This is a genomic window from Sphingomonas sp. Leaf67, assembly GCF_001421965.1.
Lineage (GTDB): Bacteria > Pseudomonadota > Alphaproteobacteria > Sphingomonadales > Sphingomonadaceae > Sphingomonas.
Window position 1 is genome coordinate 1 of the sequence record NZ_LMLP01000003.1, and the last position, 17,977, is coordinate 17,977.

At 64.9% G+C, this 17,977-nt stretch carries 11 protein-coding genes and 1 pseudogene; 10 read left to right on the plus strand and 2 right to left on the minus strand.

The window, feature by feature from the left end:
• Positions 1-1,274 (plus strand): glycosyl hydrolase (locus ASE90_RS06145; RefSeq protein WP_235531689.1); only part of this gene is annotated, 1,274 nt, incomplete at its 5' end.
• 106 nt (positions 1,275-1,380) lie between these two features.
• Here the strand turns inward: ASE90_RS06145 and ASE90_RS06150 are convergent.
• Complete coding sequence (locus ASE90_RS06150) at positions 1,381-3,459, minus strand: beta-galactosidase (RefSeq protein WP_200910799.1); 2,079 nt, start codon at positions 3,457-3,459, stop codon at positions 1,381-1,383.
• A gap of 95 nt (positions 3,460-3,554) precedes the next feature.
• Here ASE90_RS06150 and ASE90_RS20845 point away from each other — a divergent pair, with 95 nt between their 5' ends.
• The 5 genes and pseudogenes from ASE90_RS20845 (at position 3,555) to ASE90_RS19010 (ending at position 8,434) form a co-directional block, all read left to right on the plus strand.
• A complete protein-coding gene (locus ASE90_RS20845; protein WP_268795004.1) occupies positions 3,555-3,680 on the plus strand; it encodes a hypothetical protein in 126 nt (41 codons plus the stop codon).
• Positions 3,681-3,812: 132 nt separating this feature from the next.
• On the plus strand, positions 3,813-7,058 hold the full coding sequence (locus ASE90_RS06155) for an alpha-L-rhamnosidase (protein WP_235531690.1): 3,246 nt from the start codon (positions 3,813-3,815) through the stop codon (positions 7,056-7,058).
• A protein-coding gene (locus ASE90_RS06165; RefSeq protein ID WP_235531691.1) for an IS3 family transposase occupies positions 6,955-8,060 on the plus strand; the annotation gives its coding sequence in 2 pieces (ribosomal slippage) (positions 6,955-7,162 and positions 7,162-8,060; 1,107 coding nt in all). The genes ASE90_RS06155 and ASE90_RS06165 overlap by 104 nt, the downstream gene beginning before the upstream one ends.
• A gap of 59 nt (positions 8,061-8,119) precedes the next feature.
• A pseudogene (locus tag ASE90_RS20970) lies at positions 8,120-8,212 on the plus strand (IS3 family transposase); the annotation flags it as partial.
• A gap of 66 nt (positions 8,213-8,278) precedes the next feature.
• Positions 8,279-8,434, plus strand: coding sequence for an integrase core domain-containing protein (locus tag ASE90_RS19010; protein WP_082449613.1), 156 nt, complete (start codon positions 8,279-8,281; stop codon positions 8,432-8,434).
• 253 nt (positions 8,435-8,687) lie between these two features.
• Here the strand turns inward: ASE90_RS19010 and ASE90_RS06170 are convergent, their stop codons facing one another.
• Complete coding sequence (locus ASE90_RS06170; protein WP_055997788.1) at positions 8,688-9,407, minus strand: FadR/GntR family transcriptional regulator; 720 nt, start codon at positions 9,405-9,407, stop codon at positions 8,688-8,690.
• 140 nt (positions 9,408-9,547) lie between these two features.
• Between ASE90_RS06170 and ASE90_RS06175 the strand changes: the two genes are divergently transcribed.
• The 4 genes from ASE90_RS06175 to ASE90_RS06190 all read left to right on the plus strand — a co-directional run bounded on the left by ASE90_RS06175 (position 9,548) and on the right by ASE90_RS06190 (position 17,963).
• On the plus strand, positions 9,548-12,361 hold the full coding sequence (locus ASE90_RS06175) for a TonB-dependent receptor (RefSeq protein WP_235531692.1): 2,814 nt from the start codon (positions 9,548-9,550) through the stop codon (positions 12,359-12,361).
• A 102-nt stretch (positions 12,362-12,463) separates the two neighbouring features.
• Positions 12,464-13,177, plus strand: a complete 714-nt coding sequence (locus ASE90_RS06180; protein WP_055997794.1) for a DUF6445 family protein — start codon at positions 12,464-12,466, stop codon at positions 13,175-13,177.
• Complete coding sequence (locus ASE90_RS06185; protein WP_268795005.1) at positions 13,174-14,697, plus strand: tryptophan halogenase family protein; 1,524 nt, start codon at positions 13,174-13,176, stop codon at positions 14,695-14,697. The genes ASE90_RS06180 and ASE90_RS06185 overlap by 4 nt, the downstream gene beginning before the upstream one ends.
• A gap of 41 nt (positions 14,698-14,738) precedes the next feature.
• Positions 14,739-17,963: a glycoside hydrolase family 2 TIM barrel-domain containing protein gene (locus ASE90_RS06190; RefSeq protein WP_156361474.1), complete on the plus strand. Its 3,225-nt coding sequence runs from the start codon at positions 14,739-14,741 to the stop codon at positions 17,961-17,963.
• Positions 17,964-17,977: the final 14 nt, after the last annotated feature.

Here is a 17,977-nt window from a genome sequence, read left to right on the forward strand (position 1 = left end):
CTGTATTGCTGCTCGGACGGCGTGCGTGGTCGTGGCGCTCCCGTGACGAACCTGTCCCATACGGCTTCCTTCCATTCCAACGAAAGGATCGCACCATCAAACCGTGGGATCAAACACCTAGCGGTGTGATGATGGCCAATTTCCAGTCATCTGAAGACGCCTGCCCGCTTTCCGATTTTGACATCCGTTTCTTGAGGTTCAGCCAGCGGCTCCGTACCTACCGGGAAGCGAACTGTGGAAGATGCCTGCCGATGATACCCGATCACGATGGAGAGAATGGGATGATCTTGAGCCGGCGCGCGTTGATGGCCGGCGGCGTGGCGGCGCTCGGGCTTGCCGGACATGCCGGCGCGGCCGTGCCGAAACGCACCTTGAGCAACCCCTCCGCCTCGGCCGAAGCAAAAGCGCTCTACCGGTATTTGTGGTCGATCTACGGTCGCAAGACGCTCACCGGGCAGCAGGAGTCTCCCGGTAGCGAGCGTGACGAGTTACCGTACATCGAGCAGCAGACGGGCAAGCTGCCTGCCGTGCTGGGGCTCGATTATATTCACCCGCAGGACAATGCCGGTGTCAACGCACGCGCAGCCGAGTGGCATCGCTCCGGCGGTATCGCCTCGATCTGCTGGCATTGGGGATCACCAGAGGTCGGCACGGGGTATGAGAACAGCAAGAAGGACTTTGACGTCGCTCGTGCGCTGATCCCGGGTACGCCGCAGAACCGGGAGATGATGGCTCAAATGAAGGAGACCGGAGCGCTGCTGGCTAAGCTGCGGGACCAGCGCATTCCCGTGCTGTGGCGTCCGTTCCACGAATTCAGCGGTGACTGGTTCTGGTGGGGCAAGCACGGCCCGGACGCATTCAAGGCGCTTTGGCGGCTCATGTACGACACGTACACGCGGTCGATGGCGCTCGACAATCTGATCTGGGTGCTGGGTTGGGCAGGGCAGAACGTCGACGCGGCCTATTATCCTGGCCGAGCATATGTCGACATCGCTGGTGCCGACATCTACGCCAACGACCATGGCGCACTTGCTCCAATGTTCGGGCAGGTGAAGCAGATCGTGCGCGACACCGTACCCATCTGCCTTCACGAAAACGGTCCGATACCCGATCCCACCTTGCTGGGGCCTACGGCGGACTGGCTATGGTTCCTGACCTGGCATACTCGCTGGCTGAAGGGCGCCGATCAGAATACCGTCGAACAACTTCGAAGCTACTACGCGTCCGATCGATATCTCACGAAGGACGAATTAAGCCTTTCAAAGCGACGGTAGCCGATGCTTATCGAATTCGCATGCGTAAGAACCGGATAACGGTAAGCGTTTCTCCAACGACGCCAACTCGGCTTCTATGTAAAGCAACCCGGTCTAAATCCAGTCGTTACTCTTCCTCAATAACGGCCACACCCCATGGTGCCAAGTTTAGGCTTGCGCCGCTCACTACCTTTTGTCCGTGCAGCAGTTCAATGCCTGCGCGAGGAGCAGTCATGGTTTGCGGATTGGACGAATAGTTGAGGACATAGCGGACCATATGGCCGTTCGTAAGCCTACCACCACGAACGATCACTGGAAAGCGTGCCCCCGGAACCGACGGCATGACACCTGCCCGCGCGACCTCGGCTGCCACGATCTTTTCCGCCAGCGCATCGCTCGGCATGAAGCCGACATAGCTGACCTCGCCCTTGCCCCAGTTGTTGCGGGTCATCGCCGCTGCCGCCGGCCATGACGGATGTTTATACCGTGCGACCACCTGTGCGGTCGTGGGTTTCAGCATTTCCATCCACCATCGCGGCGCATTGTCCGCGTCTGCGACCTCGAACGGATTGTCCGCCAGCTTGACACCGACGGGGATGGTGAATTCCTGGTAGGTGACGCCGGCCGCCTCCGCGATCGCGCCTGGCTGCGTGGCATAGCGGACCTTGGTGTTCTCGTCCGAAAAACCGCTCTTGAAGGTGTAGAGCAGATGACCGCCGCGCCGGGCGTAGTCGTTGAGCCGGGCAATCTCGGCATCACTGGCCGCGTAGAGCGCGGGCACGAGGATGAGCTTGTAATCGTCGAGGCTGGCGGTGCTGTCGGGCGACAGGATGTCGGCCTCGACGTTCATCCGGTAGAGCGCGTCGTAGAAGGGGCGAACGACCTGATTATAGTCCGCGCCGTCGGGTTTGAACGCGTCGAAGGCGGTCTGGGCGGCGTTGCTGACATAGACCGCCACCCGGTTGCGCTTGGTCATCCCGGCAAGCTTCGGCCCGAGCCGGGCGAAATCGGCACCGATTCCCTTCGCTTCGGCGTATGCCGCGTTGGGCTTGTAGTCCTGCGACAGCAGCCCACGCCAATAGGTCTCGATCGCGTTCGCAGTAGTCGCCCAATGCCAGTATTCGACCATCTGCGCGCCGGAGGCGAGATGGCTGAACGCCTGCAACCGCAGCTGGCCGGGATACGGTGTCCAGTGCGGAAACCCCTGCGCCTGCGTCTCCAGCACCAGATAATTCTGCCCGTTCCGCATCGAGCGGGTCACGTCGCCGCCGAAGGCGATCTCGACGCCGGTCAGCTTGTCCTGGCTCGGATGATAGATGTCGATGCCTGCAATATCGAGCGGTCGTGCGGCCTTCCAGTGATCGACCTCTGGCTGGATTCCGTAAGAATGACCGCGCCAGCCCAAGTCGAAATTCTGCGTCAGGAACTGCCCGGGGCGGGCATGGGCGCGCACCAATTGGGCCTGCCACGTCAGGAAATCGGTGACGAGGCTGCGCTGATAGGCGGCGAAGGCACCCGACATGCTGGCGTTGATCGACCCGTTGGTCGACGGGAAATCCTCCCACCGGTTGATCCGGTTCGACCAGTAATCAAGGCCCCATGCCTTGTTCAAAGCATTGAGGTCCGGCCACTTCAGCCGGATCGCGCGCGCAAAGGCGGCCTGCACCGCAAGGCCGCTGGTGTTGTAGGCCTTGGTCTCGTTGTCGAGCTGGTAGCCGATTACCGCCGGATGGTCTTTCACGTGATTGACCAGCGCGACGATCACCCGCTCGGCCGCCGCACGATAATCGGGATCGGTGATGTCCATGTTCTGCCGCGGGCCGTACTGCGCACGGATGCCATCGGGGCGAACGACCAGCACGTTCGGGTGCTGGCGCGCGAGCCAGGTCGGCACGGCATAGGTCGGCGTTCCCACGATTACCTTGATGCTCTGCCGGTGCATCGCGGCCAGCATCCGGTCGACATGACGGAAGTCGAACACCCCGGGCTGCGGTTCCAGCGTGCCCCACGTCGATTCCGCAATGCGGACGACGCTGATCCCGGCCGCCTTCATCATCCGCGCATCGTCGTCGACACGGTCGACCGGCGTATATTCATCGTAATAGGCGACGCCGTACAGGATCGTGTCTGGCATCTGCGCCCGCGCCGGGCCGGCGGCCGCCATGGCAACAGCAATCGACAATGATCGTCCGATGGCCTTCATCATGGATATTCCTCTCATCGATTGCGTCTTGCCGATATTTTTTCAGCGTTCGACCTGATCCGGCCTTGGGCCTGGCGGGATGGTAGAGCATTTGTCGGGTGCTGCCGAGTTCGGCGGAACGTCCGGCAACCTTCGCCGCGAACGTACCCACCGCCGCAGCGTCAAGGGCCAACGGCATCCTCGACGGACGGCTGTTCCTGCTCGGCCTGCGCAAGGCATTCTGAGAATGCCGATGCCACTCCCGACCTGCTATAGCGCGAGAACGGCCTGTAGCATCGAAGATCCGGTCAAACGAGAATAGGGTCGAACATAGGGAGGATAGCGCAATGGCGTCGATGAACCGTCGTAGGATGCTGATGACGACGGGTGCCGGTGCTGGCGCTGCGATGCTGGCGGGTCCGGCAGGCGGCGCGGGCAACGGACGCCTGCGGGCGGTTGGACTGCGGACCGCGAGTCTGCAAGACCCGCTGGCCGTGGGCGACGTGCAGCCCATGCTGTCATGGCGTGTCGAGGGCCCCGCTGGCACACGCCAGACGGCGTTCCACGTCCGGGTGGCCGGCGATCCCGCGATATTGGCCTCGGGCCGGGGCGATCTGTGGGACAGCGGTCGGGTGGCCGATGCGACCTCGACGGGCATCCGCTACGCCGGCGTGCCGCCCGCCGCCCGCAGGCGCTGCTTCTGGCAGGTCCGGATCTGGAACGAGGCCGGCGCCGCCTCTCCCTGGAGCGCGCCGGCCGCCTGGGAGACCGGGCTGCTGGCCGAGGCGGACTGGCAGGGACGCTGGCTGGCCGCCGAGGGGGCGGAGGAGCGGGACGACCGCCTCGCGCCGCCGCGCTGGACGAGCGCGCGCCTGCCCGACGAGAAGCGGCCGGCGCGGTTCCGTCTCGGCTTCGCCAGCACGGCGGGCGATGCCGTGCTGGTGGTCGATACGCGCAGCCGGCTGACCGGCCTGCGGCTCGACGGGGTGCCCATCGCCGTTCCCGGCTGGCATCCCGAGGCCTATGGCGGTCCGCCGGCGGCGCGCTTCGTCCTGCCGCTGGCGGCCGGCCGGCATGAACTGATCGCCGAGGTGGCGGCGGGGAAGGGCGATGGCGGAGCGACCGCATCGATCGCGGCGCAGTTGCGGCTGCCCGCGACGGCCGGTGAGGTCCGTCGCATCGTCGATGGCTGGGAAGTGGCGGACGCTGCCGGAGGATGGCAGGCTGCGCCGATCGACCCGCAACAGCCGCATTTCGCTTGGCCGCCCACACCGGCGCGGCTGATGCGCCGGCAGTTCGATCTGGCCACCGTGCCGCGTGCCGTGCGTCTCCACGTCGCGGCGCTGGGCAGCTACCGCATCTGGATCAACGGCATCCGGGTCGGCGACGATGAGCTCCAGTCCGAGCCGGCGGAGTATCGTCGGCACATCCCCTATCGCACCTATGACGTGTCGCGCCTGTTGCGGGCCGGCGAGAATGTGGTCGGCGTGATGGTCGGCGACGGCTTCTATGCCAGCTATCAGGCACCCGATGGCCGCTACGCCTATGGTCCGGCCCCCCGCCGGCTGCGGCTGATGATCGAGACCGCGGGCAGCCGCGAGGGCGCGCATGTCGTCACCGATGGCGAATGGCGGCACCACGAAGCGCCGATCACGATGTCGGAGATCTACGCCGGCGAGGACCACGACCGGCGGCGCTGGCCGGCGGGCTGGGCGTCGCCCGGCTTCGATGACGACGCATGGCTCCCGGTATGGGATGCGCCCACCCCCGATGCCGCACTGGCTGCCCCGCTCGGACCGCCGATCCGCATCACCCGCACCGTTCCGGCTGCGACGATTCGTCGGATCGGTCCGGACTTGCACATCGTCGACTTCGGACAGAATTTCGCTGGCCGCGTGCGCCTGTCCGTGACGGGGCAGGCCGGTCGCGAGGTGGTCGTCACCCATGCCGAAATCCTGACGAAGGAGGGTGTTCTCGACCGCCGCAACCTGCGCGTCGCCCGTGCCCAGGATCGCTACGTCCTTGCGGGCGAAGCGGGGGAGGTGCTGGAGCCCGCTTTCACCTTCCAGGGCTTTCGCTACGCCCGGATTGACGGCCTCGACGACCTGACCGCCGCCATGGTCACCGCGCTGGTCGTTTCCAGCGATCTGCCCGAGATCGGCACCTTCGCCACCGATCAGCCGGTGGTGCAGAAGCTGTGGCTCAATACGCTATGGAGCCAGCGGTCGAACTTCCGCGGCAACCCTACCGACTGCCCGCAGCGCGACGAACGGCTCGGCTGGACGGGGGATGCGCAGGTCTTTTGGGACACGGCGGCATTCAACATGGATGTATCGGGTTTCACGCGGTCGTTCACCCGGATGCTCCGTGACGACCAGGCGGCGAACGGTGCGTTCCCGATGTGGTCGCCGTCTCCCAAGGGGCTGGGCTGGGGAACCGACACGCCGACGCCGGGCTGGGCCGATGCCGGCGTCATGCTGCCCTTTGTCGATTATCTGCACACCGGCGACCGGTCGGTGGTAGACGACAATTGGGCGGCGATGGCCGCCTATTGCGACGGTATCCTCGCGACGAATCCCGACGGCATCTGGAACAAGGGGCGTGGTGCCGATCTGGGGGATTGGCTGGCGCTGGACGCCAAGTGGCCCGGCGACGAGACGACACCCAAGCCGCTGATCTCGACCGCGATGCTGGCCCGGTCGCTCGACCAAATGGCGCAGATGGCAATGTGGACCGGACGCGCCGATGCCCGACAATGGCACCAAAAGGCAGCACGGACGCGCGCGGCATTCATGGCCGCGTTCGTTGGCGCAGATAGCACGGTCGGCAACGGCAGCCACACCGGCTACATCCTCGCGCTGCGGCTTGGACTCGTGCCGGATGCGTTACGCGCTCGCGCGGGGGAACGCCTTGCCGCCGAAGTGATCCGGCGCGGTCGGCTCCTGACGACCGGCTTCCTTGGCACGCCGCTGGCGCTCGATGCGCTGGTCGATGCGGGGCACGCGCCGCTGGCGTTCGATCTGCTGCTGCGCACCGGCTATCCGTCATGGGGCTATATGGTGACGCGCGGCGCGACGACGACATGGGAACGCTGGAACAGCGACGTTGGCGACGTATCAATGAATTCGTTCAATCACTATGCGTTCGGGGCGGTCTGCTCGTTCCTTTACCGCAGGATCGGCGGGATCGAGCCGATCGAGCCCGGTTTCCAGCGGTTCCGCGTCGCCCCCGTCCTCGACCCGCGTTTCAGGTCCGCCACCACCTCGCTCGACAGCGCGTCCGGCAGGATCGTGGTGGCGTGGCGGCACGACGGCCGACAAGCGTTGCTTGACCTCACCGTACCGGCCAACACCGTCGCTCAGGTAGTGCTTCCCGGCATCGATGCGCTGTACGGGTCAGGACGGCATAGGGTTGCATTGAGCTGCTGCCGGTTTCGTGGACACCAAGATAAGGTGTTTTCGGAACCGGAGGGTGTAAATGCAACGACGGAAGTTCAGCCGAGAGTTCAAGCTGGAGGCGGTGAAGTTGGTCCGCGAAAGGGGTGTGGCGGTGGCGCAGGCCGCGCGCGATCTGGAGCTGCACGAGAACGTGCTGCGCAAATGGGTCCGCGAAGCGGAAGCTGATCCTCAGTCGGCGTTTCCCGGCAACGGCCAAATGAAGCCGGAGCAGCAGGAGATTGAGCGGCTGCGCCGCGAGTTGGCCCGGATGAAGGCCGAACGTGACATCCTAAAAAAAGCCGCGGCCTACTTTGCCAGGGACTCGATATGAGGTTCGGGTTCATCGCAAAGCATCGAGGGATCTGGCCGGTGTCGTGGCTTTGCGGGGCGCTCGATGTCTCGCGCAGTGGCTTCCACGCCTGGCTCGTGCGGGCGCCAAGTGTCCGGTCGCGCAGCGACGAAGTGTATGCAGGGAAGATCCGCGCCAGCTTCATCTCCAGCTACCGAACCTACGGTGCGCGTCGCGTCTGGCATGATCTCTTGGCCGAAGGCCTTTCCTGTGGCCTGCATCGTGTCGAGCGGCTGATGCGTCTGCACGGGTTGATGGCACGCCCGCGTCGTCGGGGTCTCCCCAAGGACGATGGTGTGCGTTCGGTCATCGCCGGCAATGTGCTCGATCGGCAGTTCAGCGCCGATGCGCCCAACCAGAAGTGGGTGGCCGACTTCACCTACATCTGGACCGCCGAAGGATGGCTGTACGCCGCTGCGGTGATCGACCTGTTCTCACGGCGGGTGGTCGGCTGGTCGATGAGCGAAACGATGACGGCGCAACTCGTCACCGACGCGTTGGTCATGGCGATCTGGCGGCGTGGCAAACCCGATGCGCTGCTGCACCACTCGGACCAGGGCAGCCAATATACCAGCGAGCAGTTCCAGCGGCTAATGGCCGACAACGGCGTCACCTGCTCGATGAGCCGGTCGGGCAACGTCTGGGACAACGCTGCGATGGAGAGCTTCTTCTCGTCACTGAAGACCGAACGCATCGCGCGCGAAACCTACCGCACGCGCAACGACGCAAGGCAGGACGTGTTCGATTATATCGAGCGCTTCTACAATCCCACACGCAGGCACTCGACCTTAGGCTATCTCAGCCCCATGGACTTCGAGAAGCAGGCTCATGTAGCCTAACTTGGTGTCCATGGGATCGGCAGCAGCTCATNGCCGATGCCGCATGATGCGCTTCGTATTATATCGAGCGCTTCTACAATCCCACACGCAGGCACTCGACCTTAGGCTATCTCAGCCCCATGGACTTCGAGAAGCAGGCTCATGTAGCCTAACTTGGTGTCCATGGGATCGGCAGCAGCTCAGGCACCCCTATCCCCTCGAATCCAGTACTGGCCCGGTTGGACGATGCGGATGTCCAGTGGCATGATATCATGCCGGGCGAGCCGGCGTCGAACGGGTTCGTCGAGAGCTTCGACGGTCGCATGTGCGACGAACTGCTCAACGAGACGCTGTTCTTCGCCATCGGTCAGGCTCGCTCGATTCCTGCCGCGTAGGGACCGAAAGGCCACGTTCGTCGCCTGCGTACGTTACCTTGACCGCATCGTTGCCGGCCTCAAACGGCAACGGACGGGCTTGATCCGGCCCGTTGTCTTACCCGCGCTCATGGTTGGCAATACTGGGCAGTTTTGGTTGCCGTTTGACGACAGGGGAAGCGAACGTCCCAATATCTTGTTGATTTCTTGTCTGACAAAGTAGTTATTTCGGTGCGAAACCGTAATGAATACCTAGGCAAAGATTCCCTTACTCTTAATTTGACAGACATATTGCCATGGCACGTTCGGTATCCTGTCGAGCAAGATCGACAAGCAATTCGGTTGCTGCACGCGCTCCCGCGCCGTCGCTGCGCGCGATCATTTCGAACAATGCCTGATGCTCCATTACAGGGTCGCGCGGCGTGCCGGCACGGTATTTGAAAAGCGTGGTCCACCGCACCGCCGCCGCAATGCTCCCTGACAGGCTGACCAGCAATTCGTTGCCGGTGGCCTCGAGGATGATGGCATGAAAACTCTGATCGGCCGCCTGCCCTGCCTCGCTGTCAAGGCCAAGCCGCGCCATCTCCTCAAGTGCATGGCCCATCCGTGTCAACTGGCGCGCCGTACGGGAAACCGCCGCCAATTCCGCCGCCGCCGGCTCTACGATCATACGAAGCTGGAACAGACTGCGCACGAACGCCAACGACGGAGGCTCACCCTCAAACATCCAGCCAAGTAGTTCTGGATCGAGCAGGTTCCATTCCTGTCGTTCACGAACGCGGGTCCCCGCCTTGGGCCGGCTTTCGACCAGGCCCTTGGCAGCCAGCATTCGCAGCGACTCGCGGATGACACTGCGCGATACGCTGAAACCCTCGGCGAGGTCGATTTCACCAGGCAGATAACTGCCCGGCTCGTGGCGGCCGGTGACGATCGCCACGCCCATACGGCGTGCCAATACAACGTTCGCCGGCTGTCCGCCGTTGCGCAGAGCCATTGCCCCCTCTCCCGATTTTTTTCAGCATAGCCGCGAAGGCAAAGCTGCGTCGAGCCGTGCGATTCCGTATTGTCATAAAAATCTTATACGTTAATATGTCAGACAAGGCTCGATTCAGGGTCAGATATGGGGAGAGGTATATGAAGACCTTCAGGCACGCCCTTTTGGCGAGCGTTTCGTTGATGACCGCCGGCGGGTTCGCTGCCGCGGCGTCGGCGCAGTCGGCAGCCGAGACTACCGCCGATACGACCGCGGGTGATGGGCAGGATATCGTCGTCACCGGCGTGCGCGCCAGCCTCGGCACGGCGCAGGCGATCAAGCAGAATTCCAACCAGATCGTGGACTCGATCAGCGCGCAGGACATCGGCAAGCTTCCCGACGTGAACACGACGGAAGCCCTGCAACGCATCACCGGCGTCCAGATCCAGCGCCGCTACGGCGAAGGTGCCACCGATTTCGATCACCGCACCTCGCCCGCCATCGCAGTGCGTGGCCTGACGCAGACGCAGAACCTGCTCGACGGCCGTGCGGTCTACTCCGCTTCGGGCGGCCGTGCGTTCGATCTCGAAGGGATTCCACCCGAACTGCTTTCGGGCGTCGACGTCTACAAGAACGCGCCTGCCGAGATCATCGAGGGCGGCGTCGGCGGCGCGGTCAACCTGCGCACCCGCAAGCCGTTCGACACGGCGGGTCAGGTCATCTCGATGACCGCGCGCGGCAACTATTACGATCGCGTCGACAAATTCGGCGGCTCGATCTCGGGGTTGTACAGCAATCGCTACGACACCGGCATCGGCGAGATCGGGTTGCTGCTGAACGCGGTATATTCAAAGAGCCAGTATCGGCAGGACGGCCTGCTGGCCGGTCCGTTCGGCAATGCCCAGCCGGGCACGATCACCGGTGCGCCGGCCAATGCGAAGATTCCCTATGGCTTCGAAGTCTATGACGACAGCGGCGACCGCAAGCGTCTGGGCGTTGCGGCCGCCGTGCAGTGGCAGGCCAATGACGACGTGCTGGTCACCGCCCAATATCAGGGGACCAAATACTGGTTCAACCGCACGGGCGCTTACTACTACGACGCGAACAATATCTCGGACACGTTCGTCAACGGCGTCCAAACCTTCTACGCTGCACGCGCCCTGCCCGGTGCCCCCTTCACGTTCAACGACGAAGGCTATGCGACCAGCGGCACAATCGCCCCGCAGACGTTTGAAACCGGCCGTTTCGATCAGGAACTGTGGAGCGCCAGCCAGAACTATACCTTCAACGTCGGCTGGCAGGCGACGGAGCGGGCAAAGGTCAATTTCGACGTCCAGTATCTGAAGTCCTATTACAATGCCGACCGGAACGGCCACGTCATTTCGCTCTATACCCGGAGCGGGCAGACGTCGCTGACCACGCCGAATGCAACGGGCGTCATCTTCGATCTGCGCGGCAAATACCCGCGCTGGAATGTGACCAACCCCGCGCTGCTCAACACACCGGCAAACTATACCACGCCGTTCATCGCCGACTCGTTGCAGCGCAATGATGCCGACACGCTCGCGCTCGCCTACGACATCGAATATGACGTCGAAGGCGGTTTCCTGCAGAAGCTGCGCGCTGGCGGGCGGTATGCGGACAACAGCATCGATTTGCGCGGGACGTGGAACGGCCTCTGCGTCACCGCGCTGGGACCGGATGCGTCGTGCTCGGCTCCGGCCGGTACGCCGCTGATCCCGCTTTCCCGCAACCCGCAGCTTTCGATGCCCGGCCCGTCCAAGAACTGGTTCGACGGTAAGTCGGTGACGGGCGGCCTGCTTTACCCTGCTTTCCCCGCGGGCGACGGCGTCTGGGCACAGACCAAGGCGCTGTACGCCCTGCTCGGCGCGAGGACCAAGGATGCCTTCACGCCCGGCGATCTCAACCAGCAGACCGAGAAAACCTACACCGCCTGGGCAGTGGCCGATTATGCGTTCGACGCAGGCGGTATCCGCATCGATGGCGGCGTAGGCATCCGCCTGATCAAGACCGACACGACGTCCGAAGGCGCTGCGTTCGCGACCGTCGTCAACAATGGCGTGACCAGCGTCGTCACCACGCCGTTCTCGGCGGGCAACAGCTATACCAAGGCGTTGCCCAGCGTGAACCTGCGCGCGCGGATAACCGATCAGTTCCAGATGCGCTTCGCCTACTCGAAGGGGTTGGCACGCGCCAATTTCGATCAGCTCTCGACGAACCTCACGCTGAACAACCCGAACCAGCTCGATACGCAGGGCCGGGCGAGCGCCAGTGCGGGCAACCCGCGCCTTAGCCCGATCACCTCGAACAATTTCGACGTGACGGCGGAATGGTACTTCGCGCGGGCGGGGTCGCTGACCGGTGGCCTGTTCTACAAGAAGGTCGACGGCTTCCTTGCACCCGGCTTCTATGAACAGACGTATCAGGGTCGGCGTTACCTCGTCAGCACGCAGGTGAATGCGGGCAACGGCACGGTGAAGGGCGCGGAAATCGCGTATCAGCAGTTCTTCGACTTCCTGCCGGGGATGTTGAGCGGATTAGGTGTCCAGGCGAACTACACCTATGTGGACTCCAGCGTCTCGAACCCCACCGGCGTGGCCAACTCGAACCTGCCGCCGGAACTGCCGCTCGAAAAGCTGTCGAAGCATAGCTACAATCTGATCGGCCTGTACGAAAAGGGTCCGGTCACGGCGCGCGTCGCGTGGAGCTGGCGGTCGAACTATCTCGACACCACGACGGGCAGCGGCGCCAACGGCTATGCGCAATATGCCAAGCCCTATGCCTCGCTCGATGCGTCGATCAGCGTCAACCTGAACGAACACCTCGCGGTGTCGGCCGACGTCGTGAACCTGAACAACCGGATGAACGTCACCTACATCCAGACCGAGGCGCAGCCGCTGCAATATCAGCTCAACGATCGTCGCTTCGGCCTGTCGCTCCGCGCGACATACTAAGGACAAGGCGGCGGGACGAACCGCTCGTCCCGTCGCCCGGACGTTCCCTCCCCTGTCGGCGTGGTTCGCCACGCCGACCCTTTTTGCGCTATCGGATATGTCATGTCGTCCGCCCCGATCGCCGTCGCCCCGCCCGCCATCACCGTCCGCCATGTCGGTCGCGAACGCGAACCGGTGGTCGTCATCGACCGTGCGACCGGACAGCGCGACGCATTGGTCGATTTCGCGGCGACACGATCGCGCTTCGCGCCGGCGACGGAGGTCGGCAGCTTCTATCCCGGTCTGCTCGGACCAGCGCCGACGGCCTATGTCGACGCCATGGTCCGCCTCGTCCTGCCGCTGATCGCGGCGCATTTCACCGGTGTCCCGGTCCGGCCGGCCCGCGCCCGCGGCAATTTCTCGCTCGTCACGCTCGCCCCCGACGCGCTCAGCCCCGACCAGCGCGTGCCGCATGTCGATTCCGCCGACCGGCTGCAATTCGCGACCGTCCATTTCCTGTCGTCGGCCAATGGCGACGGCACCCGTTTCTTTCGCCACCGCACCACCGGGTTCGAGACGATCGACGCGGAGCGCTTGGCGACCTTTCGCGCCGCGCTCGACGCGCAGATCGCCGATGTACCCGCCGCCTATGCCGATGGCAGCGATGGCCCGTTCGAGGTGATCGACACGGTCGATGCGGTGCCCGACCGCCTGATCCTCTACCGCGCGGCGCTGCTTCATTCGGGGGCGATCACAGCGCTGCCCGCCGATGCCGCCGATCCGCGGCGCGGCCGGCTGACCGGCAATCTGTTCCTGCAATGCCGGATCGCGGCGTGAGCGTCCGTGCCGATGGCCCGCTGCGCCGGATCGCGATCGTCGGCGGCGGCACCGCCGGCTGGATGGCCGCTGCCGCGCTGTCGCGTCTGCTGGGACCGCACGGCCCGACCATCACCCTGATCGAATCCGAGGAGATCGGCACGATCGGCGTCGGGGAAGCGACGATCCCGCCGATCCAGGCGTTCAACGCGATGCTCGGCATCGACGAGGACGACTTCGTCCGCGCGACGCAGGGCACGTTCAAGCTCGGTATCGATTTCCACGACTGGGGCCGGGTCGGCCATCGCTATTTCCATCCGTTCGGCGTGTATGGCATCGATGCCGGCGCGGTCCCGTTCGAGTCGACATGGCGACGGCTGCGCGCTGCCGGACAGGCCGGGCCGCTCGCCGACTATTCGATCTGTGCCGCTGCCGCACACGCCGGGCGGTTCCAGCGGCCACAGCCCGGCAACACCCCGCTCGCCCAGATCGGATATGCGTTTCACTTCGACGCCGGCCTCTATGCCCGGTTCCTGCGTACCCGCGCCGAAGCGGCCGGCGTCGTGCGGATCGAAGGGCGGATCGTCGATGTTGCCCGGGACGATGCCAGCGGGTTTATCGACGCCGTCGTGCTGGCCGATGGCCGGCGGATCGATGCGGATTTCTTCATCGACTGTTCGGGCTTTCGCGCCCTGCTGATCGAAGGGGCGATGAATGCCGGGTTCGAGAATTGGAGCCACTGGCTGCCCAACGATCGCGCGGTCGCCGTCCCCTCTGCCAATGCCGGCCCACCCTGCCCCTTCACCCGCTCCACCGCGCGTGCCGCCGGGTGGCAGTGGCGCATCCCGCTGCAGCATCGCACCGGCAACGGCTATGTCTATTCCAGCCAGCATGTGTCCGATGACGAGGCGGCGGCCACCCTGCTCGCCAATCTCGACGGACCGGCACTGGCCGATCCCCGCCCCCTGCGGTTCCGTACCGGGCGACGCGACCGGTTCTGGGTCGGCAATTGCGTGGCGCTCGGCCTGTCCGGCGGGTTCCTCGAACCGCTCGAATCCACCTCGATCCACCTCGTTCAGGCGGGCATCGCGCGGTTGCTGGAAATGCTGCCGACGCGCGCCTGCGATCCGGCCGATACCGCGCGGTACAACCGGTTGATGGCCGCCGAGTTCGATCAGGTCCGCGATTTCGTGATCTTGCATTTCCACGCCAGCGACCGGCGCGACACCGGCTATTGGCGTGACCAGGCCGAACGCCCGATCCCGGAGACGCTGGCCGAACGGCTTGCCATCTATGCCCGCACCGGCCGCGTCTACCGCGAGGGCGACGAGCTGTTCACGAAGACGAGCTGGCTGGCGGTGATGGACGGTCAGGGCCTGGGCGCATGGACGCATGATCCGTTGGCCGATGCCATGCCGCTGGACGCCGCCGCCGCGCGGTTGCAGCGGATCGGCGCGGTCGTCGCCGCTGCGGCTGCACAGATGCCGGCGCACGACGCCTTCATCGCCCGCCATTGCGCCGCCGGTGGCCGGCGCGGGTGACACTCGATATTCGACAAGAATCGGTAAATAGGGAGAAGCGGATGCGTACCATGTTGAGGATCGGCGTTGCCGTCGTGGCGATGACCGTCGCGGGGATCGCATCGGCGCAGAGCGACGCCCCCCGCGTCGATCCGGTGCAGGTCGATCCTGCCCGTCCCGACTGGGAGAATCCTTCCGTGAATTATGTCGGGCGGATGCCGGCGCGCGCGACCGGTTTTCCGTTCGAAAGCCGCGCAAAGGCGCTGGCGGGGGACCGCACGAAGTCCGCACGCTTCCTGTCGCTGAACGGCGAATGGAAATTCGCCTTCTCGCCCAACACCACCGACGTGCCGACGGGGTTCGAACGCCCCGATTACGACGTGTCGGGGTGGAAGAGCATCAAGGTGCCGGCGATGTGGCAGACCGAAGGCTATGATCAGGCGCGCTACAACAACATCACCTATCCCTTTCCCGCCAATCGCCCGCTGATCCCGCACGCGACCAACCCGGTCGGTTCCTATCGCCGCGACGTGGCGCTGCCGGCAGGGTGGAGCGGCGACGACGTGGTGCTGCACATCGGGGCGGCGGGCGCGGCCTATTATGTCTGGGTCAACGGGCAAAAGGTCGGCTATGCCGAGGACTCGAAGCTCCCGAGCGAGTTCGACGTCACCCGCTTCGTCACGCCGGGGCGCAACACCGTCGCGATCCAGGTCATCCGCTGGGCGGACGGCAGCTATCTGGAGGATCAGGATTTCTGGCGCGTGTCGGGGATCGAGCGCGAAGTCTATCTGATGGCCGCGCCGAAAACCCGTGTGCGCGACGTCTTCGTCCATGCCGGTCTCGACGCCGCCTATCGCGACGGCACGCTCGCGGTCGACCTGGCGGTGACGCCCGGCGCAGCGACGACGGCGCGCTACATGCTGCGTGACGGCGACCGCACGATCGCCGAGGGACGCGTTGGCGTGCCCGCCGGCACGGCGGAGCGGGTGGCGACGCTGACCGGATCGGTGCCGGGCGTACGGCCATGGACCGCCGAGACGCCCGATCTCTACACCCTGATCGTCGAACTGGCCGACGCGCGGGGCACCGTGCTGCAATCGACCGCCAGCCGCATCGGCTTTCGTACCGTCGAGCTCAGGAACGGTCTCGTTTCGGTGAACGGAAAACCGATCACGATCCGCGGCGTCAACCGTCACGAACACGATCCCGAAACCTTCCACGTCGTCAGCCGCGCATCGATGGAACACGACATCCAGCTGATGAAGCGCAACAATATTAATGCGGTTCGGACGTCGCACTATCCCAACGATCCGTATCTCTACGAACTGGCCGATCGCTACGGCCTGTATGTGATGGACGAGGCGAATGTCGAAAGCCACGCGTACATGGATTACGCGAACAAGCACCCCGATGAGCGCGCCCGGTTGCAGATCGGCTTCGATCCCGCGTGGCGCGCCGCGCATGTCGATCGCGTCGCCAACATGGTCGAACGCGACAAGAACCATCCATCGATCATTTTCTGGTCGCTGGGGAACGAGGCAGGCATCGGCCCCAATTTCGAGGCGGCGGCAGCGGCCGCGAAGGCGCGCGATCCCGGCCGTCTCGTCAGCTACCTCGGCTGGGGTACGTGGGACGGCATCCATGACCACCGACCCAACTGGTATGCCGACATCTATGCCCCGATGTACGACCCGGCGATCAAGATGGCGGATTATGCGAAGAACTGGAATTTCCGGCAGCCGCTGATCCAGTGCGAATATGCGCACATGATGGGCCAGTCGGGCGGCAACCTGCAGGAATATTGGGACACGATCTACGCCTATCCCAACAAGCTGCAGGGCGGGTTTGCCTGGGACTGGGTCGACCAGTCGATGTACCGCTATACCAGGGATGGCCGCCGTTACTGGGGCGATGGCGGCGAATATGGTCCCAATCCGGGCGGCGAGATCGAATTCGGCGACGGATTGCTGCAATCCGACCGGACGCCCAATCCGCAACTCTACGAGCTGCGCAAGGTCTATTCGCCCGTCCAGTTCGACGGCTTCGATCCGGCAACCGGACGGCTGACGGTGCGCAACCGGCATGATTTCCGCGACCTGTCGGGCTTCGCGTTCGACTGGGAAGTGCTGGAAAACGGCGTGCCGGTCGCCGCCGGTGGCCTGCCCCCGCTGACGACCGGCGCGCGTCGGGCGGAGACCGTCACCGTGCCGCTGGCCACCGTCCAGCGCCGGGCGGACGCTGAATATTTCGTGACGGTCCACGTCCGGACGAAGGCGGACGCCGTACCGCTGGTGCCCGGCGGTACGCTGGTTGGATTCGAACAGTTCGCACTGGCCGGAACGCCAACCGTCGCCCCTGCCGCGGGCAGCGGGGCCGTGACGCTGCGCCAGAGCGGCGACGCCTTCGTCCTCGCCGCCGGCGCGACCACGCTTGAGATCGACCGCAAGACCGGCCTGATCCGCCGCTACGCCAAGGACGGCCGGGTCCTTGCGACAGGCGGCGTCCCGCATTTCTGGCGCGCGGTAACCGACAACGACATCGGCATCGGCACCGAAAAGCAGCTGGCGATGTGGAAGGCGATGAGCGACGCGCGCACTGTCACCGCGATCCGCGCCGATCGTGCCGCCGGAACCGTGACGGTCGGCTATAGCCTCGGCGACGGCGCGGCGCGGTTCGACACGCGCTACACGATGGCCGCCGACGGATCGGTCGCGGTCGACGGAACGCTGACCCCGATCAGGGCCGACTTGCCGCCACCGTTCCGCGTCGGGCTGGCCCTTGCCCTGCCGACCGACCTCACCGACGTCGAATGGTATGGCCGCGGTCCGCACGAAAGCTATGTCGACCGCAAGGGATCGGCCCCGATCGGGCTGTGGCGCGGGCGCATCGCCGAACAGAATCACGACTTCATCCGTCCGCAGGAAACCGGCAACAAGGTCGACGTGCGCTGGATGGAGTTGTCGGGCGCGGGACGCGGGCTGCGCGTACAGGGTGACCGACCGCTGATGATGAACGCGCTCGCCTTCCCCTATGCCGACCTCGATCGCCACGCACCGGGGACGTGGAAGTCGACCGACGTCGTGCCGCACGGACAGGTCACGTTGCTCGTGGATGCCGCGCAATGGGGCGTCGGTGGCGATACGCAGTGGAGCGAGTTCGGCAAGCCGCTGCCCCAGTACCGCACCGGCACCGGTCCCACCCGGGTCACGTTCCGCCTGACGCCGTTTGCCGGCACCGGCACCACCCCCGACAAGGCACGCCCCGCCAGCGCGACGGGCGAGGAATGATCCGACGCGCCCTC

Bases quoted from the DNA above. Each gene is read 5' to 3' on its own strand.
- ASE90_RS06175 (WP_235531692.1), top strand. From the start codon at position 9,548: ATGAAGACCTTCAGGCACGCCCTTTTGGCGAGCGTTTCGTTGATGACC.
- ASE90_RS06170 (WP_055997788.1), bottom strand. From the start codon at position 9,407: ATGGCTCTGCGCAACGGCGGACAGCCGGCGAACGTTGTATTGGCACGC.
- ASE90_RS06190 (WP_156361474.1), top strand. From the start codon at position 14,739: ATGCGTACCATGTTGAGGATCGGCGTTGCCGTCGTGGCGATGACCGTC.
- ASE90_RS06180 (WP_055997794.1), top strand. From the start codon at position 12,464: ATGTCGTCCGCCCCGATCGCCGTCGCCCCGCCCGCCATCACCGTCCGC.
- ASE90_RS06155 (WP_235531690.1), top strand. From the start codon at position 3,813: ATGACGACGGGTGCCGGTGCTGGCGCTGCGATGCTGGCGGGTCCGGCA.
- ASE90_RS06150 (WP_200910799.1), bottom strand. From the start codon at position 3,459: ATGATGAAGGCCATCGGACGATCATTGTCGATTGCTGTTGCCATGGCG.